This is a genomic window from Rhizomicrobium electricum (assembly GCF_011762045.1).
Taxonomy (GTDB): Bacteria; Pseudomonadota; Alphaproteobacteria; order Micropepsales; family Micropepsaceae; genus Rhizomicrobium; species Rhizomicrobium electricum.
In genome coordinates this window covers 37,742-57,654 of the sequence record NZ_JAASQS010000006.1, presented here as the reverse complement: position 1 = coordinate 57,654, position 19,913 = coordinate 37,742, and the positions used below count along the sequence as shown (strand labels likewise).

Genomic DNA, 19,913 nt, shown 5'->3' with positions numbered 1-19,913 from the left:
AACTACCGACGTGGTTTACGTTGCCTGCGGGCGGCGCTGTGACGCAAGCCACAGGAACAGCAGAATGGCCGGAATGCCCAACAAACCGGCGCCGATGAAGAACACGGCATAAGCCTGCATGAGGCCGATGTGCGCGGCGATCCCGTCCACCATTGCCCCGGTGAAACCTTTCAGAAGCTTGCCGAACACCGTGTAGACGGAACTCAGCCACGCATACTGGGTGGCGGTGTAGCCGATCGAGGTCAGACTAGACATATAGGTGACGAGTGTGACACCTGCCACTGCAATTCCGAAATTATCGAGCGCCATGATCGCCGCGAAGGTCACGGGATCGTGGTGATACGGCAGAACGGCGTAGGCAATGGTGCCGAGGATCTGGGTTGAGCCGCCCACCACCAGCGCCCAGACCTTTCCGAGCTTGAGCACCAGGAACCCGCCGGTCGCGACGCCGACGAACACCGCGGCAAGCCCGAAGGTGCCGCGCACCGCGCCGACCGTATCCTTGGTCATGCCGAGGTCGTGATAGAACGGATTGGCCATCGGCCCCATCAGGAAATTGGGAAGCTGGAACAGGCTGATGGCGGCCAGCGTCACGATTGCGGCACCGGCTCCGTGGGCCTTGAAGAAAGCGATGAACGGTCCGACGATCGCATCGAAAGCGCCGCGCCAGCTCCACAATACGGGCAGGGTCTTGCGCGCCAGCGACTTGGCCGGTTCGGCCGCGCAAAGACAGGCTACGACCCCGACGAGCATCAGGAGGCCGTAGACCGCATAAGACGAATTCCAGCCGATGCGCGTCGCCAAAAGGAGAATGACGGCTTCCGCCGCCAGCAGCGCGGAGCGATAGCCGAACGTATAGGCCGATGTGAGGATGCCGAGTTCTTCGGCATCGCGGGCGGTTTCGATGCGCCAGGCGTCGACCACGATGTCCTGCGTGGCCGAGGTAAACGTCACCACCGCCGCCAGAACGCCGAGAAACACCAGCCCGTGGCTGAGCCCGTAGAAGCCCATCAGGGTCAATGCTGCGAGAATGATGGCCTGGGTGAACAGCATCCAGGAACGACGGCGGCCGAAGCGCATCAAGAACGGTGCAAACGTCCGGTCGATCAGCGGCGCCCACAGGAACTTGAAGGTGTATGCCAGCCCTACCCAGGTAATGAAGCCGATGGCGGCGAGCGAAGTGCCTTCTTCGCGCAACCAATAGCCGAGGGTGTTGCCCGCGAGGAGGAACGGCAAGCCGCTCGAAAAGCCGAGCGCGAGCATGATGAGGTTCTGCCGTTCGAAATAAACGGCAAGCGGACGCCGGGATTTTTCGCTCATGCTACGGAGCGTCCGGGGAAGCGATCGGGGAAAAAGGCTGCAAACATGTCGTCCAGCTGGGTTGGTTCGACGGGTTTGGTGAGAAAACCATCCATACCCGCCTCACGGCAAGCCCGGCGTCCGGTTTCGAGCACATCGGCGGTGAGGGCGATGATCGGCGTGCGCGCCCGGCCGTGCTTGCTTTCCAGCTCGCGGATCGCCTTCGTCGCCTCAACGCCATCCATGCCCGGCATGTGAATATCGGTGAGGACGAGGTCGAAATCGCCTCCGCGCATCGCCGAGACCAAGCCTTCGCCGTTGGCAACATGGGTGCAGGTGTGGCCGCGGCGCTTGAGCAGCTCTTTGATCAAGAGCGCATTAATCGGGTTGTCTTCCGCCAAAAGAACGTGACAGCCGCTGCCGTCGGCCGTCGGCTCCGGTTTGGGTGCGGTGTGCGCCGGCTCCGCTGCGGGCATGCGATTGGCGATGCGGGCGATCAAAGTGCCTTGGCGCACCGGCTTGACCAGGAAGCCGTCGAAGCCGTTGAGGTGTTCTTCGGCGCTTGCCGCATGGGCGGCCGGCGACAGCAAAAGATAGGACGCCACCGAGGGCATCGGTGGGGCAACGGGTCGCGGATCGGGTTCGGGGCCGCCGTCGATCAGAAGCACATCGGCCTCGCGCAAGCCGGCTTCGGTCAAAGCGACCGGTTCGGCGCCGGCCGCTTCGAGCTGGCCGATCAGGCCTTCGCGCAGGATCGAATTGCGCGACAGCACGGCGACGCGCTTGCCGGCCAGCGCCTGACCGAATTCGGGCGTAGCGGGCGCCCCGATGGCGGGCACGGTGAACCAGAACAGGCTGCCGCCGCCGGGAGCCGGATCGAGACCGATCTCGCCGCCCATGGCCTTGACCAGCCGCCGCGAAATCGCCAGTCCGAGGCCGGTGCCTTCGAACTTGCGGCCGTGGCTGGAGTCGGCCTGGACGAATTCCTCGAAAATTTCTTTGCGCTTGGCTTCCGGTACGCCGATGCCGGTGTCGCGCACTTCGAAGCGCAGGAAAACGCGTTCGTCGCGCACCAGCCGCGAAACCCTGATGCTGATGCCGCCGGTCTCGGTGAACTTCACCGCGTTGCCGACGAGATTGATCAGGATTTGCCTGAGCCGCATGCGGTCGGAGCGGATGGCAACCGGCACGTCGGGCGCCGCTACGGCGACAAGCTCGATGCCTTTGGCGTGACCGCGGGGCGAGAGCAGTTCGGTGACCCCTTCGATCAGCGGCCGGATCTCGGTCTCTTCCTCTTCCAGGCTCAGGTTGCCGGACTCGATCTTGGAGAAATCGAGGATGTCGCCGATCAGGGTGAGGAGGGTCTCGCCCGATTGCTTGATCGCCTCGGCATAGGTCTTCTGCTCCGGCTTGAGCTCGGTTTCGAGCAACAGCCGCGCCATACCGAGAACGCCGTTCATCGGCGTGCGGATTTCGTGGCTCATGGTGGCGAGGAAGCCGGATTTGGCGCGCGAGGCGGCTTCCGCCTTGTCGCGGGCGTCGGTCAGGGCCTCTTCCAGCGCCTTGCGGTCGGTGATGTCGCGGCCGACGCTCTGGACTTCCACCAGCCGGCCGAGGCTGTCGCGAATAGCGTAATCTTCCCAGGCGAGCCAGCGCCAGCCGTAGGCCGTGCGCACATATTGGTCGTAGCGGGCGCGGGCATGGCCGGTCTCGAGACCACCGAAAGAACCGAAATAGGGGGCGCGGCTGTCCGGGTGCAGTTCCGGCGCGAACGGTTTGCCGATGGCGGTTTGGGGATTGAGACCGAACAGCCGGAAGAAGGCATCATTGCCGTAGGTCAGGGTCGAGTCCGGCGCCCGGCGGAAAATGGCGTCGCCCTGGGCATCGACCAGACCTTTGTAGCGAATTTCGCTCTGGTTGAGCTGGGCGTTGGCCGCGGATACCGCCGCCAGCGATTTCTGCAACCGGGTTGCCGTAGCGTGAAGCTGCTGCGTTTGCCGCTCGGCCGTTTCGTAATGGGTCCGCATCGAGACGAAACTGTGCAGCACATAGGCCAGAACGACCGCCACCAGCATCCCGAGCGACCAGGGCTGGAACCAGACCGGGCGGCCGTGCACGACCAGGTCGCACAACGACACCACCAGCAAGGCCAAAGCGGCCAGGCCGAAAACGGTCCGGACAATGCGCAGGGCCATAAAGCCTCTCCCCCGGAAACTAAGCCGCAGGTGTGGTTGCGGAAGCCTTAAAACCGGGTGTGGAATCGCGATTTCGAACGTCGTTCAAGGACTTGTGAGGGCGGAATAGCGGCATTTCCGCTCCGTCCTCGACGGCCTTCGCAGGCTGTCACAAAACCTTTGCAGAACTGTGATGCTGCTTGCACCAAGGCCAGACGTGATGCCGCCCAGGGCTGGTTCGGTGGGTCGAGGTCGGAAATCCGGCTTCTGCGCGCCGCCGCCAAGGACGCGCACGATGGCTGATGTCGCATATGAATCGAATCCCATGACCGTCTCCGACACCAAGATTGCCGCCGTCAAACGCAGTGGCGCGGGCGACACCCGGTTTCGCGCTTTGACCGTGGCCGCGGCCGCGATCGTGGTGCTCTTGTTCCTCGGCATGATGGCGGCGCTGACCGAAGGCGCCTGGCTGTCGATCCGCACCTTCGGCGCCTCGTTTCTCACCTCGCAGAAATGGAATCCGGTGACCGAGCAGTTCGGCGCGCTGGCCGCCGTTTACGGCACCGTGGTGACTTCGGTTCTGGCGATGCTGCTGGCGGTTCCGGTCGGCATCGGCATCGCGATCTTCTTGACCGAGATCTGCCCGCGGACATTGCGTCGCCCGATCGGCATCGCCATCGAACTGCTCGCCGGTATCCCCTCGATCGTTTACGGCATCTGGGGTCTGTTCGTGTTCGCGCCCTATTTCCAGGAGCACGTCCAGCCCTGGCTGGTCGATGCCGTCGCCGATATCCCGGTCCTGGGGACCATATTCGAAGGTCCGCCCTACGGTATCGGCGTCTTCACCGCCTCGTTCATTCTTTCGATCATGATCCTGCCGTTCATCTCGGCGGTGACGCGCGACGTATTCGAGACCGTACCGGCCACCTTGAAGGAGTCGGCATATGCCCTGGGCTGCACCACCTCCGAAGTGGTGGGCAGCGTGGTGCTGCCGTTCTCGCGCGCCGGTGTGGTCGGCGGCGCCATGTTGGCGCTCGGCCGCGCGCTGGGCGAGACCATGGCGGTCACCTTCGTGATCGGCAATTCGCACCGCATCCATGCCTCGCTGTTCGCGCCGGGCACGACGATTTCGGCCACCGTCGCCAATGAATTCACCGAAGCGGTCGGCGACATCTACCACTCCTCGCTGATCGAAGCGGGCCTGATCCTGTTCTTCATCAGCTTCGTGGTGCTGGCCGCGGCGCAGATCATGCTGCGCATCCTGCACAAGCGCGCCGGAGGCGTTGCGGCATGACCATCGCGATCAACAAGCGCATCTATCACGGCCGCAAGCGCGCCAACGGCGTGTTCCTCACGCTGTCGACTTTGGCGGCGGGTTTCGGCCTCGTCTGGCTGGCGCTGATCCTCTATTCGCTGTTCTACAACGGCTTCTCAGGGCTTTCACTCAAAGTCTTCACCGAGATGACGCCGCCGCCGGGACAGGATGGCGGCCTTGCCAACGCCATCTTCGGGTCGGTGGTGATGAGCCTTCTCGCGGTTTTCGCCGGCACGCCGATCGGCATCATGGCGGGCACTTATCTCGCCGAATACGGCCGCTATTCCTGGCTTTCCGACACCGTGCGCTTCATCAACGACATCCTGCTCAGTGCGCCGTCGATCCTGATCGGCCTCTTCATCTACGTCATCGTGGTGGCGACCACCCACACCTTCTCGGGCTGGGCGGGCGCGGCGGCGCTGACCGTGATCGTCATTCCGGTGGTGGTGCGCACCACCGAAAACATGCTGCTGCTGGTGCCGAACGGCTTGCGCGAAGCCGCTGCCGCGATGGGCGCACCGCGCGCGACGGTGATCCAGTCGGTGACTTGGCGCGCTGCGCGGGCCGGCATGGTCACCGGCGTTCTGCTCGCCATTGCCCGCATCTCAGGCGAGACCGCACCGCTGCTTCTCACCGTGCTGTCGAACCAGTTCTGGTCGACGCATCTCGGCGGGCCGATCGCCAGCCTGCCGGTGATGATCTTCAACTTCGCGATGAGCCCGTACGAGGACTGGCACAAGCTCGCTTGGGCCGGCGCGCTGCTCATCACCATCGCGGTGCTGACCTTGTCGATCATCGCCCGCATTCTCGAATCTTCTCGGAAGAACTAGATCATGGATGCCGTCGTCACGGAAAAAGCCAAGCTCTCGGTCAAGAACCTGAACTTCTTCTACGGTTCGTTCCAAGGCCTGAAGAATGTCAGCGTGCCGCTCTACGACCGCAAAGTGACGGCCTTCATCGGCCCGTCGGGCTGCGGAAAGTCGACGCTCTTACGCGTCCTCAACCGCATCTATATGCTGTATCCGAACCAGCGCGCCGAAGGCGAAGTGACGCTCGACGGCGAAGATATTCTCCACGGCAAGCAGGATCTCAACCTGCTCCGTGCCCGTGTCGGCATGGTGTTCCAGAAGCCGACGCCGTTCCCGATGACGATCTACGACAACATCGCCTTCGGCATCAAACTCTACGAACGCCTGCCGCGCTCGGAGCTCGACGGCCGGGTGGAAGATGCGTTGCAGCGCGCCGCGCTGTGGGGCGAGGTCAAGGACAAGCTGAAGGAATCCGGCCTGTCGCTGTCGGGCGGCCAGCAGCAGCGCCTCTGCATCGCCCGCACGGTGGCGACGCGGCCCGAAGTGATTCTGTTCGACGAACCCTGCTCGGCGCTCGATCCGATATCGACCGCCAAGATCGAAGAACTGATCGACGAGTTGGTGAAAGACTACACCATCGTCATCGTCACCCATAACATGCAGCAGGCTTCGCGCACCTCCGACTACACGGCCTTCATGTATCTCGGCGAACTGATCGAGTTCGGCGACACCGAAAAGATCTTCACCGCCCCGACCAACAAGAAGACCGAGCAGTACATCACCGGCCGCTTCGGTTAGCCGGTTTGCTCCGCGACGCCGGCGTGATACACGGGGCGTCATGAGCAAAGACTGGAATCTTCCGTGGGAAGGCGGCTGTCGTTGCGGTCGTGTGCGCTTTCGCATCACCGCTTCGCCGTTGCTGACTGCCGCCTGCCATTGCACCGGCTGCCAGCGCATGACGGGCAGCGCCTATTCCTTGAGTGTGGCCATACCGGGCGACGGCTTTGCCGTCATCCAAGGCGAGCCGGTCATCGGCGGCATGCATGGCGAGGACCATCACTTCTTCTGCCCTTATTGCATGAGCTGGATGTTCACCCGCCTCGGCTTCACCGACGCCTTCGTCAATGTTCGCGCGCCCATGCTGGACGATCCCAGCTGGTTCGTGCCGTTCATCGAAACCTACACCAGCGAAAAGCTGCCCTGGGCTTCAACCCCGGCGGTTCACAGCTATCCGCAATTCCCCGCGCCCGAGGATATCGAAGCTCTGCTGCGCGAATTTGCCCAGACACGCTGACGGCTCGCTTCAGTCGGCCGCCTCGCGCGCCGGAGCGGCGATGTTCAGTACGACACTCACGCCGACCGCAATCGCCAGATTGACGGCCAGCGCCGCCACCGCGGCGTAACAAGGTGCCGCGGTGCCGAACAGATCGAGCGTGACGAGTGCCGATTTGAATCCCGATTGCGCCACCATGACGGTGCCGGTCGCGATTCCCGCCGCCCATCCGGCCAGCAGCGCCGAGGGCCTCAAGAAACGCGCATAAAGTCCCAGCATCACTGACGGCAAAGTCTGGCTGATCCAGACGCCGCCGAGAAGCTGCAGGGTGATGGCGTAGGTCTGCGGCAACAGAATGATGAAAATCAGCCCACCTGCTTTCACCACCAAGGACGCGATCTTGGCGGTGTGGCTTTCTTCCGCCGCGCTCATGCCGGGACGGACGTATTCGCGCCAGATGTTGCGGGTGAAGAGATTGGCGGAAGCGATCGACATGATCGCGGCAGGTACCAGCGCGCCGATGCCGATGGCGGCGAACGCCCCCCCTACCATCCAGGACGGAAAGCTGTGGAGGATCAGCGCCGGCACCGCGAAATTCGGCCCGAACGCGGCAAAGCCGGAGGCGTATTGCGGCATGGACTTCACACCGGCGGCAAGCGCCATCAATCCCATCAGCGCGATGAGGCCGAGCGCCAGCGAGTAGACCGGCATTGCGACGGCGTTGCGCTTGATCACTTGCGGTCCCGAGGCCGACAGCACGCCGGTCACCGAATGCGGATAAAGAAGCAGCGCCAGCGCCGATCCGAGCGCCAGGGTTGCGTACCCGGAATAGGCGCCGAAACTTCCCGCCGGTGGCTTCGGCAGGATCGTCGCCGATTTCGCTGCCGCGAAAATGGCACCGTAGCCGCCGAGTTGGGCCGGAACCACGATGATCACCGCCAGCACCGTTCCGTAAATAAGGATGTCCTTGACGATGGCGATCATCGCCGGGGCTCTGAGGCCGCTCGAATAGGTGTAGGCGGCCAGGATCGCAAACGCGATCAACAGCGGAAGATCGACGACGAAGCCGCCGATATGGGCCGAGACATTGAGGCCGAGCGCCGCGATCACCACTTCGATACCGACCAGCTGCAGCGCGATATAAGGCATGGTGGCGATAATGCCGGTGAGGGCGACCGCGAGCGCCAGGGTGCGGCTGCCGAAGCGGGCACGCACGAAATCGGCGGCGGTGACATAGCCGTTGCGATGGCACACCGACCACAACCGCGGAAACACCGCGAACAGGAGCGGCCACACCAGCACGGTGTAGGGCATGGCGAAGAAGCCGGTCGCTCCCGCCCCGAACAACAGCGCCGGAACGGCGATGAAGGTGTAGGCGGTATAGAGATCGCCGCCGAGCAGGAACCAGCTAATGACGGTGCCGAACCGCCGTCCGCCGAGACCCCATTCGTGCAATTGGGTGAGATCGCCGCGCCGCCAGCCTGCCGCCACGAAGCCCAGCACCGTGACGAGCGCGAACAGGGTGACGAAGATGGTCACCGCCACCGGATCGGCTTTCATCGTGCCCGCCGTTTGTCCAGCATGTAGACGACGAACGTCAGTCCGGCGGTAAGGACGACCCACGCCATCTGATACCAGTAGAAGAAGGGAATGCCAGCCAGCGCGGGCTCGATGCGATTGTAATGCGGCACCCACAAGAGAAGCAGGGGCGGCAACAATAGGACGTAGTACCAACGACGGCGCATGCGCATATCCCCCAATGATCGGCACGCGGAATGATTAGGCCATTGCTATCATCTCGCCAAGCGAGCGCGATGGTGCCGCTAAGGCAGAATTACCTAATGCAGATGCGTCAGCCGCCGGAAGCTGAGGGCTTCGGCGATGTGGACGCGCTTGACGCCTTCGCTGGCGCCAAGATCGGCAATGGTGCGGGCGACGCGCAGCACCCGGTGATAGCCGCGCGCGGTCAGCTTCATTGCGTCGGCCGCCTTGGTCAGAAGCTCGGCCCCCGCCGGCTCCGGCGTAGCGACGCGATCGAGTAACTGGCCTTCGGCTTCGGCATTCACCCGCAAACCGTTTGCTTCATAGCGCCTCCGCTGGACCTCGCGCGCGGCAGCGATGCGGGCGGAAACCTCGGCCGACCCTTCAGCCGGCGGCGGCAAGGTGAGATCGCTCGCCGATACGCTCGGCACTTCGACATGGATGTCGATGCGGTCGAACAGCGGTCCCGAAATCCGCGACTGGTATTCCTGGGCGCATTTGGGGGCGCGGGCGCAGGCTTGTGCCGGATCGCTCAAATAGCCGCAGCGGCAGGGATTCATCGCCGCCACCAGTTGGAAGCGTGCCGGAAAGCGCACATGGGCATTGGCCCGCGCCACGATGGCTTCACCGGTCTCGATCGGTTGGCGCAGACTGTCGAGCACCGCGCGTTGGAACTCCGGCAGCTCGTCCAGAAACAGCACGCCCAAATGCGCCAGCGAAACTTCGCCCGGTTTGACCTTCAGCCCGCCGCCGACCAGAGCCGCCATCGACGCCGAATGATGCGGCGAGCGGAACGGGCGCCGCCGCGAAATCGTGCCGCCGGGAAGCTCGCCCGCGAGCGATTGCACCATCGAGATTTCGAGGGCCTCACGGGCATCAAGCGGCGGCAACAGGCCGGGCAGGCGCTGGGCCAGCATCGATTTGCCGGAACCGGGCGGTCCGATCATCAACATGTTGTGGCCGCCCGCCGCCGCGATCTCGAGCGCGCGCTTGGCGGTCTCCTGGCCCTTCACATCCTTGAGGTCGGGAATGATGCCGCCCTCTTCGGCCAGCTTCGCGGTCGGCCGGTTCAACACCTGCACCCCGCGAACGTGATTGACGAGCGCGATCAAGGACGGCGCCGCGATGATGTCGATATCGCCGGCCCAGGCGGCTTCCGCTCCGCATGCCGCCGGACAAATGAGGCCGCGTTGCTGTTCGCTCGCTGCCAGCGCCGCCGGCAACACGCCTGCAACAGGAATGAATTGCGCATCGAGCGACAGCTCGCCGAGCGCCACATAGTGTTCCATTTCGCTGGCGGGCAGCACACCCATCGCCGCCAACAGACCGAGCGCGATCGGCAGATCGTAATGGCTGCCTTCCTTGGGCAGATCGGCCGGTGCCAGATTGACGGTGATGCGGCTATAGGGCAGCGACAGTCCTACCGCCGACAGCGCGACCCGCACCCGTTCCTTGGATTCCGCCACCGCTTTGTCGGCCAGGCCGACGATATTGAAAATGCCGCCGCCGCCGGACTCGGACACATGCACCTGCACATCGACTTCGCGCGCCTCGATGCCCTGGAAGGCGACGGTGTAGATGTGCGCGACGGTCACGACACCATGAGCCCCGCGATCAGACCGGCGATGAGAAGGCGCGCCAGCCAGGCAAAGCCCGCCGCCGCCATCACCCACAAATCCATTTTGATGAATTGGAACGCCGTCAGCAGGAAGGCCGCCGGGGCGACGAAGACCAGCAACGCGAGCGCGAGACAGTCGAACACGCCGGTGGCTTTGACGAAGCTGCACAGCAGCACCACGCCCGCGGTGGCGACGAAGCCGAGCAGCACGGTCCAGATCTTGGCCGGGACGGTTTCGCGGTCGCGGATCGCCGGCCACCACACTTCCGGATAATTGCCGCGGGCTTCGCGGAACAGCACGCCCAGGAACAGCCAGTCGGTTGCGACCGCCAAGCTGCCGGCAATCAAGATCGCAGCCAGCACCATGTTACCCCCTCGCATTGCGTTCACCTTATCGCGCTTCGTTCTGCCATGCACGAGGCTCGCCCCGCGGGTGGGAGACGGGCGGATTCCCTGCTAGGCTCTCGCCATCGGGGCAGGGGGGATGCGATGGCAAGATTCGCAAGGATTCTGGCGGGCGTATTCTGTCTGGCGGCCGCGCACGCCGACGTGGCGCCGAACCCGCCGAAAGAAACGGAGAAGGTGCCGCAAAGCGTTTGGCAGGTCGCTCCCGACGGGACCGCGACGCATCTGCAGTCGACATTGGTCTGCGCCCCCGAGGTCGCGGGTTTCCGGCAGGTCCATCTGCAGGTCTACGACCGTCACGGCTTCGATGTGTCGTGCGGCTATAACGGTCGCGGCGGCGTCATCACGCTCTATCTCACCCGCCTCGGCGCGATGAGCCTCGATGCGGCCTTTGCCGATGCCAAGCAGCAGTTGGTGCAGAGCGCACCCGATGCCAAACCGCTCCCCGAGGCCGATCAGAAGACGTTCGAGGGTGCCAGGGATTTCCTCCATTTGATCTATACGGAGAAGAACGGCGCCTTGTGGTCCGGCATCTGGATGGCGGATTTCTCCGGCTGGATGTTCGAATTCCGCGCTACCTACAAGCCGGAGGCGCAGCAGGAAATTTTCGACGAGATGGCCGAACTCACCCGCCGCGCCAAAGCCGATGCCGGCGCCCATCTGGCATTGTGCGCGAAGTCGGCGGTGCCGGAACGGACGGGCAAGCCTCTCACGGAAGACGCCGACATCACGATGATCGGCGTAGCGGCGGGGGCCACCATTATGGCGGACGCCCTGCCGGATGCGGACAAAAAAGATCTGCCCAAGTCCGAGAAGCCCGGCGTCTGGTGCGCCGAAACTCCCGTGGAAGGCTTCGCGATTCCGCTCCTGTTGTGGCACGCGGTGACGGCCGATGGAAAAACGCAAGGCTTCGATCGGGTGTCGGTGACGACCTACGATACGTCTCCGATGCTCGAGGCCGGGGCCGGCGGCACCGGCCGGATCTTCGATGAGATCAAGAACGACGGCACCACCCATTTCATCGTCACCCTCAGAAATGGCGACGACGTTCTGGTGTTCGGCGCCTGGTCGGGACGGCCCAAGCCCGAAGATTTGGGCCGCTTGATCCGGGATTTCTTCGATGGCCGCGCCAAACCGCTGGCGGTGGTCAACGTCAAGACCAAGGCGATCACGATTTACCAGGGCCCGAAGAAATAGGCCCGAAGGAATACGTCAGACCGCCTTGGCGTGCTGCCGGATCCAATCGGCGAGAGCGGTTTCGTCGAGATCGCCGGCCGCGAGAGTAAGAAAAGTCAGCACCGCCTCGCTTTGGTCGGCAACCAGACGCAACCCGTTCAAACGCAGGAACAGGGCGCAGGCAATAAAAGCAATCCGCTTGTTGCCATCGACGAAGGCGTGGTTCTTGGCCAGACCGAACGCATACGCGGCGGCCAGTCGCGCCGGGTCCTCGACGCCTTCGTATGAGAAGAGATTGCGCGGCCGCGCCAGGGCGGATTCGAACAATCCTTCATCCCTGAGACCGTCGGCGCCACCGTGTTCGGCGATGCTCTCGCCGTGCAGCAGTTTCAAGACATCGGGCCGAACCCAGACCGGCTCGCTCATTTGGCCAGAGCGCGGAGCGCGTCGCGGTATTCGCGCATGACTTCGCGTCCCGTCTCGATCTGCTTTTCCAACTCGGGATCGTAAGGCGTGAGGCAAATGCCGTTCGGCCCTTCGGTCACGAACAGCGTGTCGCCTTTGTCTGCCTTGAGGCGAGCCAGCAGCTCGCGCGGGAACACGGCACCCACGGAATTGCCGATCGAAGTCAGCTTCAGTTTGACGTTCATGACCGTTCCCACGTTTGTTATAACGGCGAAGTTATAACAAACATTCGAACATATCAAGAAAGGCGGTGGGCGATTCTGCTAAGAGACTGGAATAACGCCTTATTCCGGCGCCAGCGTGACCTTGATGCCGTCCAGTTCCTCGGAGCAGACGAGCTGGCAGGAGAGGCGCGAATTGGGCTGCACCCCCAGCGCCATATCCAGCATGTCGGTTTCCATATCGGCCGGCGGGTTCATTTTTTCGTACCAGCCGTCCTCGACATAGACTTGGCAGGTCGCGCAGGCGCAGGCGCCGCCGCATTCGGCCGCCACCGGCAAACCGGCATCGCGCAGCATTTCCATGATCGTCCAGCCTTCACGGCCTTCGATCTCGTGCAATTTGCCTTCGCGGTCGGTCGCGTAGATTTTCATGCGTAACAAGTCCCTTGGCGGCGCGTGTGCTTATAGCCGAACGCGCCGCTTTGTTCCGTCAAAAATTATCAGTCGTGGACGTGGAGCTTCTTCTGCAGGTTCGACGACGAGGTCGTGTACTGGAACCGCAGCTTCTCGCCCGGACGGCAGATATGGAAGGCGGCCTGCGCCATCAACGCCGCTTCGTGGAAGCTGGACAGGATCAGTTTCAGCTTGCCCGGATAGGTGATGATGTCGCCGATGCCGAAGATGCCCGGCTGTTCGCTTTCGAACTTGGCGGTGTCGACCGGGATCAGGTTCTCGTGCAGGCCGATGCCGAATTCGGCGATGGGGCCGAGTTTGATGGTCAGCCCGAAGAACGGCAGGAAGGCGTCGGTATCGATCTGCCATTCCTTCTTGTCGTGGCTTTGCAGGGTTGCGGCCATCAGCTTGCCGCCGTCGCCGTGCAGTGCCTTCACCGATGCGACGTGGAAATTGACTTTTCCGGCCGCCACCAGCTCGCGCATCTGATTGACGCTGTGCGCCTGGGCACGGAAGCCGTCGCGGTGATGAACGAGGGTCAGGCTCTTGGCGATGGGAGCCAGATTCAGCGTCCAGTCGAGGGCGCTGTCGCCGCCGCCGGCAATGAGCACATGCTTGTCGCGGAAGTGCTCCATCTTGCGCACGGCATAATGGACCGAGGTGCCTTCATAGGCTTCGATGCCCGCAATCGGCGGGCGCTTGGGCACGAACGAGCCGGCGCCCGCGGCGATCACGATCACCGGCGCCAGGAATTCCGTGCCGGTGTCCGTGGTCAGCTTCCAGCGGCCGTCGGGCAGCTTGGTGAGACCGGCCGCTATCTGGCCATGGTGGAAGGTGGCGCCGAACGGCTTGATCTGCTCCATCAGGCGGTCGACCAGCTCCTGGCCGGTGACGACGGGCAGACCGGGAATGTCGTAGATCGGCTTTTCCGGATAGAGCTCGGTGCACTGGCCGCCGGGGCGGTCGAGAATGTCGATCAGATGGGCCTTGAGGTCGAGCAGACCCAGTTCGAACACGGCGAACAGGCCGGCGGGGCCCGCTCCGATAATCACGACATCGGTTTCGATAGGCGTAGACATGTGTATTTACTGCCGTCCCCGGTTATTCCCTAAGCGTCAACCAGTCTATAATTGTAAAAAGTCCAATTTGCAATAACATCGTCGGCGGTCCAGATGTCTTATACAGGATGCCGAGAACTTTAGGATCAGCGGCCCATGGCTGCCCAGGACCAGAAAAATAAATCGCCAGATCAATGCCTTGATATGACCGACCTGCGGGCGGAAATCGACCGGCTGGACCGCTCGCTGGTGGCGCTGCTGTCCGAGCGCCAGGGCTATATCGAACGGGCGGCGGAAATCAAAGGCCGACGGAGCGAAATCCGTGACGAGGCGCGTATCGCTGACGTCCTCGCCAAGATCACGGCAGCGGCACAAGAGGCGGGGCTCAGCGTCCACATTGCACGCGCCGTCTGGCGCACGCTGATGGAGCACTCGATCGCCCTCGAGATGGAGCGGTTCGACGAAATTCAGGCCGTTCAGCGCTTGAGATAGCCGCGGATAAAGCTCTGCACGTCGGCCGAGCAGGTGACCAGGGTGCGGATGGCGATCGAGGCGTTGCCGCGGTCGCGCACCGGATCGATCGGCTCGGCGGCAGCGGCGGCATCGGCGAAGTGGAAGGCGCCCACGCCGCGGGCGGCGCCCTTCAGGGTATGGGTGACTTCCTTCCAGCTCTTGGCGTCCTGGGCGTCGAGGATCGACCGTAGCTTGCCGACCATTTCGCTGATCTGAGAGTCGAACAGCTCCAGGACTTCCGCATTGAGCGCTTCATCGCCGCCGGTGTAGCGGCACAAATGCTGAAGATCGACGGCAGGCTTCATCGCGCATCCCTCGGGTATAGGGCTTGAGCATGCCGCCTTTGCGTCAATGTGCGGTTAAAAACGCCAGCCATTCGGCCGGAAACGGTGCCGCGCTGAACAGCGTTTGGTGGAAATAGAGGAAGGCCCCGAACACCACGGCCGCCACGGTGAACCGCCAGTCGATTACCTCCGGCGCCAGGAAGCGGTTGCGCTTTTCGCCAATCGCCGCGAACGGGATCACCGAGGTTTGGGCGGCAATCGCAGGCCATTCGGCGGGGCGCCGACGCTCCGCTTTGCGGTCGATGACATGGGTGCCGAACACCGCCAGGATCAGGAAGGTAGCAAAGAAGATCGTCGTTGCCAGCGTACCCGTCGCGACGAGATGAAACGCCGCCCACAAGGCCGCGCCCATCAGGAATGGGTGCCGCGTGATCCGCAGGATGCCGTCGATCCGGGCTGTCTCCTGGCCTGCCGAGGTCGGGTTGCCGCGCAGCACTCCCGGTACCGCCAGCGCGAATGCGGCCGCGATTACCACCACGCCGAGCGCTTTGAGCCCGGTCGGCGGGGCGAAAAGAACGCTGTTCGCCGCGCTCTTGCTGGCAAGGTTATAGGCGATGCACATCCAGACGATGGCGACCAGCGAGGCCAGCGCGAACAGTGGGATATAGAGCTTCTCGCCGATCCGCGCGGTGATGAGATCGCGCAAGGCCGTACCCGACACCAACAGATGGATGCCGAGGAATGTCGCCGCGGCTGCAATCAAACTGGTCATTGCTCCCCTCACCCACAGGATCCCGTCGAAAACCGGAATCATTCTCTCGCGCTGCCGCCGACCGCATGGTTAAACTTACCCCAACCCCCGGCACGAGGAAGTTCCATGGCGACGCCGTCCGTTACTCCGCCGACCCTAGTTCCGTCCACCGACACGACTGACACGCCCGAGATCGACCGGCCGCAGCCCAAAACCGACATGGGCGCCATGGTGGGCCAGATCGCGGCGGCGACGTTGGCGGTATTCTGGGCAGGAACCGCGGCCGCCTATTTCTGGGGCTGGTACGAGAAGGTTTCCGCCGCCAGCTTCGGCTTGCCGGAATTTGCCATCGCCCTGTCGGTGACGGTGGTGCCGCCGTGCCTCTTCATCATCATCGCCTGGATGCTGTCGCGCGGCTATCAGCTCTCGATCAGCGCCGAGCTTCTGGCCGAGGCGACCGACCGGCTGTTCACCGCCGACGAGACCGCCTCGCGCACCGCCGCCCGTCTCGGCCGCGCCGTCCGCCGCGAACTCGATGCCCTCAATGCCGGTCTCGATGGCGCGTTCACCCGGCTCCGGGCGCTCGAAAGCGTGCTCGAAGCTCAGATCGCCGCCCTCGATGAGGCCGGCGCCCGCGTCGATGTCCGCGGCGAGGCGCTGACCACCCGTCTGACCCAGGAACGCGAGCGCATCGAAGGGGTTGCCTCCACCCTCGGCGATGCCGCCACCCGCGCCAGCGAGATCGTCGCCGGCCGCACCGCGCAGCTCAAAGCCACCATCGAAGCGGCGGAGACCAATCTCAAGACCGCCGGCCAGACGCTCGACACCCAGGCCGCCAATTTCCGCGCCGCCGCCGGGTCTGCCGCCGATGCCCCGCACGCCGCCGCGGTCGAACTCGACAAGCAGGCCAAGCGGATCGAATCCGTCGCCGATGCCGCCATGGCGCGGGCCGAATTCGTACTCGGCCGTCAGGAACGCCACCGCACCGCGATGAACGAGCTGATGTCGCGCCTCAAAGAGGATTCCACCGCCTTCGAACAGGCGTTGAGCACGCAGCGCGCCGCGCTCGAACAGTCGATTGCCGCCTTCACCGCCGAAACCAAGAAGTTCGAGAACTTCACCGCCGATGCCGAGCACAATCTCGAACTCGCCATGGCCGGTACGGCGACGCGCACCGCGCAGCTGTCGCAGAGCTTCGCCAAGGAAGCCGAACGGCTGAAGGAAATCGGCGATGCCGCCAACAACACCATCGCCCATCTGCTCGGAGCGTTGCAGGAAGCGGGTATCGGTGCCCAGACCCTGATCGGCGAAACCGCCGGCCAGGCCAAGGCCGACGCCAAGGCGCTGGTGGGCGAAGCCATGGCCGAATGCGAGCGGCTGCTGCGCACTGCGGGCGAACTGTCGGCCCAGGCCAACGAGATCCGCACGGCGCTGTCCGGGGCCGTGGAAGAAGTGCAGAAGCACATCGTCAACCTGCCGAGCGTCGCCCAGCAGGAGGCCCAGCGCGTGCGCGAGATGGTCCGCGCCGAGACCGAGGAAATTCTCGATCTGTCGGCCCGCACCATTTCCACCGTCCACGCCCGCTCCAATCCGCGCATCACCCCGCGCGAAGAGCATCCCGAACACGCCGCCTCGAGCGACAACGAAGGCCTCAGGGGCCTCGCCCGCAAGCTGACCTCGCGCAGCGCCAAAAAGCCCGAGAAGCCCGAGGGCAAATGGCAGATGTCGACGCTGCTGGCGGCGGTCGAAAACACGGATGAAAAGCGGAACCTGCGTCCGGCTGCGGCTGCGGCGCTCGGTGCGTTGCAGGCGGCGCTCAACGACATGGCGATCGACCTCACCGCGATTGCCGCCGACGTCCAGCCGCACGACGACGAATGGCGGCGGTATCTGGCCGGCGACCGCGCCGTGTTTGCGCGCAAGCTCGCCACCGCGCTCGACGACGATGCCGTGCATCGCATCACGGTGCTCTATCGCGACAACGCCCGCTTCCGCGATTCCGCCAATGTCTTCATGCAGGAGTTCGAAGCGCTGCACGCCCGCGCCCGCGAAGGCGACGGCAACGGCCTGTTGGCCCCGACCATCCTGTCGTCCGACACCGGCAAGATCTATCTCACCATTGCCTATGCGCTGGGGCGGCTCTGAAAGCGACGGAGGGGGAACCGCTCAGGCCCGCTTCAGTCTTGCCGCATAAAACCCGTCCATGCCGCCTTGGTCTTTGAGGTGACAGGGCAGGGTTCTGAGATCGCCCGCCGCATCGACGAATTCGCTATGACCGAACACGTCGGCATCGGTCAGCGGCGCGCGTGAAAAATCGGGATTGCGCGCCAGGAAGGCTTCGATCTGCTCGGAGCCTTCTTCGCGTTCGAGCGAGCAGGTGGCGAACACCAGCGTGCCGCCCGGCGCGGTCATCTCCGCCGCCGCATCGAGGAGTTCGCCGGCGAGCTGGCTTTGCATCGTCACGTCGGAGGCACTCTTGATCCACGGCAATTCGGGATGACGGCGGATGGTGCCGGTGGCGGTGCAGGGCGCATCGAGCAAGACGAACGGCGCCGGTTCTTGCGGCCGCCATTCGCGCGCATCGTCGACCACGCATTCGGCTGAAAGATGCAAGCGTTCGAGATTAGCGCGAAGCTGGTCCATGCGGGCCGGTTCGCGTTCGACCGCGGTCACCAACGCGCCGGCGGCCGCGAGTTCCGCGGTCTTGCCGCCCGGTGCGGCGCAGAGATCGATCACACGGACGCCTTTGACATCGCCGAGCAGATGCGCCGGCAGGGTGGCGGCGGCGTCCTGCACCCACCAATCGCCTTCGGCAAAACCGGGCAAGGTGTCGACCCGCATCGGGTCCTTCAAGCGCCACACCGATCCGAATAACGGCGCGGCGCCTTCCACTGTCACGGGGCCTTTGGCAACCAGATCGAGCGGCGGCACGCCGTGATGGGCTTCGGCAATCGCCCGCGCGGTCTCTTCGCCGTAAGCGTCGATCCAGCGACTGAACAGCCAATCGGGGACATTCAGCGCGGCGGCATCCTGGGCCGCAATCACGTCTTTGCCTTCGCGCGAAATCCGGCGCAGCACGGCATTGATCAGCGGCTTGAAGTGCACCGCTTTCTGATCGGCTTTGGCGAGGCAGTTGGCGCCGTCGACCGCGGCGTGGGGCGGCACGTCGAGAAAGACGAGTTCGCAGGCGCCGGCCAGCAAGATTTCCGGCACCGGTCCGGCCCGGTTACGCGCCGGCGGCTTGGGCACGAAATGACGGATGAGATCTTCGAGTTGTCCCAGCCGCCGCAAGGTTTCGCTGGCGATGGCGCGGGCAAATCCGGCGTCGCGCGGATCGAGCGCGTGGGTGGATTCCAATGCCGCATCGAGCGGCTTGCGGCGTCTCAGAACGTCGGAGAGAACCTGAAGGGCTGCAGCCCGTGCTTCGAATCCGGCGCTCAACCCCATGGTCCTTTGCGCGGCGTTTCGAATACGCCGGTGGTTTTCGGCGCATCGATCAGCGCCCCGCCCGTTGCCCCATTCCCCGCCATGCTGCGCAGCCGCGCGATGCGTTCTTCGGTCGGGGGATGGCTGGCGAACAGGCCGGCGATGCCGCCGCCGGAGAGCGGGTTGATGATGAACATATGCGCCGTGGCGGGATGGGCTTCGGCGTCGGGATTATGGGTGATCTGGGCGGAATGCTCGATGCGCGACAGCGCCGAGGCGAGCCACAACGGATGGCGCGAGATTTCGGCACCGGCCTTATCGGCTTCGAATTCGCGGGTGCGGCTGATGGTGGCCTGCACCAGCATCGCGGCGATCGGCGCCAGGATCGAGATCAACAGCACGGCGACGATATTGCCGCCTTCGCGCCGGTTTCCGCCGCCGAAGAACAGCGCGAAATTCGCCAGCATCGAAACGGCGCCGGCAATCGTTGCGGTGATCGTCATGGTCAGCGTATCGCGGTTCTTCACATGGCCGAGTTCGTGCGCCAGGACGCCCGCCAGCTCTTCGTCATTGAGGCGGTTCAAGAGGCCGGTGGTGGCGCAGACCGCGGCGTGTTCGGGATCGCGACCGGTGGCAAAGGCGTTGGGCTGCTCGTTCTCGACGATGCAGACGCGCGGCATCGGCAATCCGGCGGCGCGGGAAAGCTGCTGCACCAGCCGGTAAAGCCGCGGCCCGCTACGCTCGTCGACTTCGACGGCGCCATACATGCGCAGCACGACCTTGTCGGAATTCCAATAGGCGAAGGCGTTGGAACCGACCGCGACCAGGAAGGCGATCATCATGCCGGCGGGGCCGCCGATCAAAAACCCGACGCCGACGAAAAGGCCGGTCAGGGCGGCCATCAGGATGCCGGTGCGCAGCGTGTTCACGAAAGTCACTTCCCAGTCGGTTGCCCCTGTGATGTATGGTGTC

At 64.1% G+C, this 19,913-nt stretch carries 21 protein-coding genes; 7 read left to right on the top strand and 14 right to left on the bottom strand.

The features are described 5' to 3' along the window. Nucleotides 1–15: 15 nt before the first annotated feature. Both FHS84_RS12745 and FHS84_RS12740 read right to left on the bottom strand, forming a co-directional pair. Entirely contained in the window at nt 16–1,320 is a 1,305-nt protein-coding gene (locus tag FHS84_RS12745) for an AmpG family muropeptide MFS transporter (RefSeq protein ID WP_166934838.1), read from the bottom strand. Next, nucleotides 1,317–3,494 carry a PAS domain-containing hybrid sensor histidine kinase/response regulator gene (locus FHS84_RS12740; protein WP_166934836.1) on the bottom strand — a complete coding sequence of 726 codons (2,178 nt, stop codon included), beginning with the start codon at nt 3,492–3,494 and terminating at the stop codon, nt 1,317–1,319. Before FHS84_RS12740 ends, FHS84_RS12745 begins: the two co-directional genes overlap by 4 nt. A gap of 274 nt (nt 3,495–3,768) precedes the next feature. Between FHS84_RS12740 and pstC the strand changes: the two genes are divergently transcribed. Genes pstC through FHS84_RS12720 form a run of 4 tightly spaced genes read left to right on the top strand, consistent with a single transcriptional unit; the run spans nt 3,769 to nt 6,891 of the window. Next, nucleotides 3,769–4,767 carry a phosphate ABC transporter permease subunit PstC gene (gene pstC / locus FHS84_RS12735; protein WP_166934834.1) on the top strand — a complete coding sequence of 333 codons (999 nt, stop codon included), beginning with the start codon at nt 3,769–3,771 and terminating at the stop codon, nt 4,765–4,767. Continuing rightward, entirely contained in the window at nt 4,764–5,618 is an 855-nt protein-coding gene (gene pstA, locus FHS84_RS12730; RefSeq protein ID WP_166934832.1) for a phosphate ABC transporter permease PstA, read from the top strand. The genes pstC and pstA overlap by 4 nt, the downstream gene beginning before the upstream one ends. Before the next feature lie 3 nt (nt 5,619–5,621). Further along, the gene (gene pstB / locus FHS84_RS12725) at nt 5,622–6,395 is read left to right on the top strand and encodes a phosphate ABC transporter ATP-binding protein PstB (protein ID WP_166934830.1); all 774 of its coding nucleotides are present in this window, start codon (nt 5,622–5,624) and stop codon (nt 6,393–6,395) included. A gap of 40 nt (nt 6,396–6,435) precedes the next feature. After that, a complete protein-coding gene (locus FHS84_RS12720) occupies nt 6,436–6,891 on the top strand; it encodes a GFA family protein (RefSeq protein WP_166934828.1) in 456 nt (151 codons plus the stop codon). A gap of 9 nt (nt 6,892–6,900) precedes the next feature. On the opposite strand, the gene mctP is transcribed toward FHS84_RS12720, so the two are convergent. From mctP to FHS84_RS12700, 4 genes are all read right to left on the bottom strand, one after another. Continuing rightward, complete coding sequence (gene mctP, locus FHS84_RS12715) at nt 6,901–8,430, bottom strand: monocarboxylate uptake permease MctP (RefSeq protein WP_166934826.1); 1,530 nt, start codon at nt 8,428–8,430, stop codon at nt 6,901–6,903. Beyond that, the gene (locus FHS84_RS12710; RefSeq protein ID WP_208393847.1) at nt 8,427–8,615 is read right to left on the bottom strand and encodes a DUF3311 domain-containing protein; all 189 of its coding nucleotides are present in this window, start codon (nt 8,613–8,615) and stop codon (nt 8,427–8,429) included. Before FHS84_RS12710 ends, mctP begins: the two co-directional genes overlap by 4 nt. Before the next feature lie 93 nt (nt 8,616–8,708). Beyond that, nucleotides 8,709–10,226 carry a YifB family Mg chelatase-like AAA ATPase gene (locus FHS84_RS12705; RefSeq protein WP_166934822.1) on the bottom strand — a complete coding sequence of 506 codons (1,518 nt, stop codon included), beginning with the start codon at nt 10,224–10,226 and terminating at the stop codon, nt 8,709–8,711. Beyond that, nucleotides 10,223–10,630, bottom strand: a complete 408-nt coding sequence (locus FHS84_RS12700) for a hypothetical protein (RefSeq protein ID WP_166934820.1) — start codon at nt 10,628–10,630, stop codon at nt 10,223–10,225. Before FHS84_RS12700 ends, FHS84_RS12705 begins: the two co-directional genes overlap by 4 nt. A gap of 108 nt (nt 10,631–10,738) precedes the next feature. Between FHS84_RS12700 and FHS84_RS12695 the strand changes: the two genes are divergently transcribed. Further along, entirely contained in the window at nt 10,739–11,851 is a 1,113-nt protein-coding gene (locus FHS84_RS12695; RefSeq protein WP_166934818.1) for a hypothetical protein, read from the top strand. Nucleotides 11,852–11,866: 15 nt separating this feature from the next. On the opposite strand, the gene FHS84_RS12690 is transcribed toward FHS84_RS12695, so the two are convergent. The 4 genes from FHS84_RS12690 to FHS84_RS12675 all read right to left on the bottom strand — a co-directional run bounded on the left by FHS84_RS12690 (nt 11,867) and on the right by FHS84_RS12675 (nt 13,988). Next, nucleotides 11,867–12,256, bottom strand: coding sequence for a type II toxin-antitoxin system death-on-curing family toxin (locus tag FHS84_RS12690; RefSeq protein WP_166934816.1), 390 nt, complete (start codon nt 12,254–12,256; stop codon nt 11,867–11,869). Beyond that, nucleotides 12,253–12,480, bottom strand: coding sequence for an AbrB/MazE/SpoVT family DNA-binding domain-containing protein (locus FHS84_RS12685; protein WP_166934813.1), 228 nt, complete (start codon nt 12,478–12,480; stop codon nt 12,253–12,255). Before FHS84_RS12685 ends, FHS84_RS12690 begins: the two co-directional genes overlap by 4 nt. A gap of 99 nt (nt 12,481–12,579) precedes the next feature. Then, nucleotides 12,580–12,888, bottom strand: coding sequence for a 2Fe-2S iron-sulfur cluster-binding protein (locus tag FHS84_RS12680; RefSeq protein WP_166934811.1), 309 nt, complete (start codon nt 12,886–12,888; stop codon nt 12,580–12,582). Between the two features lie 68 nt (nt 12,889–12,956). Further along, entirely contained in the window at nt 12,957–13,988 is a 1,032-nt protein-coding gene (locus FHS84_RS12675; RefSeq protein ID WP_166934809.1) for an NAD(P)/FAD-dependent oxidoreductase, read from the bottom strand. Between the two features lie 135 nt (nt 13,989–14,123). Between FHS84_RS12675 and FHS84_RS12670 the strand changes: the two genes are divergently transcribed. Then, nucleotides 14,124–14,459: a chorismate mutase gene (locus FHS84_RS12670; RefSeq protein ID WP_166934807.1), complete on the top strand. Its 336-nt coding sequence runs from the start codon at nt 14,124–14,126 to the stop codon at nt 14,457–14,459. Here FHS84_RS12670 and FHS84_RS12665 read toward each other — a convergent pair. Then, nucleotides 14,444–14,785, bottom strand: coding sequence for an Hpt domain-containing protein (locus tag FHS84_RS12665; protein WP_166934804.1), 342 nt, complete (start codon nt 14,783–14,785; stop codon nt 14,444–14,446). The genes FHS84_RS12670 and FHS84_RS12665 overlap by 16 nt on opposite strands. A gap of 43 nt (nt 14,786–14,828) precedes the next feature. Continuing rightward, on the bottom strand, nt 14,829–15,536 hold the full coding sequence (locus FHS84_RS12660) for an NnrU family protein (RefSeq protein ID WP_166934802.1): 708 nt from the start codon (nt 15,534–15,536) through the stop codon (nt 14,829–14,831). A gap of 105 nt (nt 15,537–15,641) precedes the next feature. Here FHS84_RS12660 and FHS84_RS12655 point away from each other — a divergent pair, with 105 nt between their 5' ends. After that, entirely contained in the window at nt 15,642–17,660 is a 2,019-nt protein-coding gene (locus FHS84_RS12655; protein ID WP_166934800.1) for a coiled-coil domain-containing protein, read from the top strand. A gap of 21 nt (nt 17,661–17,681) precedes the next feature. On the opposite strand, the gene FHS84_RS12650 is transcribed toward FHS84_RS12655, so the two are convergent. Then, nucleotides 17,682–18,962, bottom strand: coding sequence for an RsmB/NOP family class I SAM-dependent RNA methyltransferase (locus tag FHS84_RS12650; RefSeq protein ID WP_166934798.1), 1,281 nt, complete (start codon nt 18,960–18,962; stop codon nt 17,682–17,684). After that, nucleotides 18,953–19,870, bottom strand: a complete 918-nt coding sequence (gene htpX, locus FHS84_RS12645) for a zinc metalloprotease HtpX (protein WP_166934796.1) — start codon at nt 19,868–19,870, stop codon at nt 18,953–18,955. Before htpX ends, FHS84_RS12650 begins: the two co-directional genes overlap by 10 nt. Between the last annotated feature and the right edge of the window lie 43 nt (nt 19,871–19,913).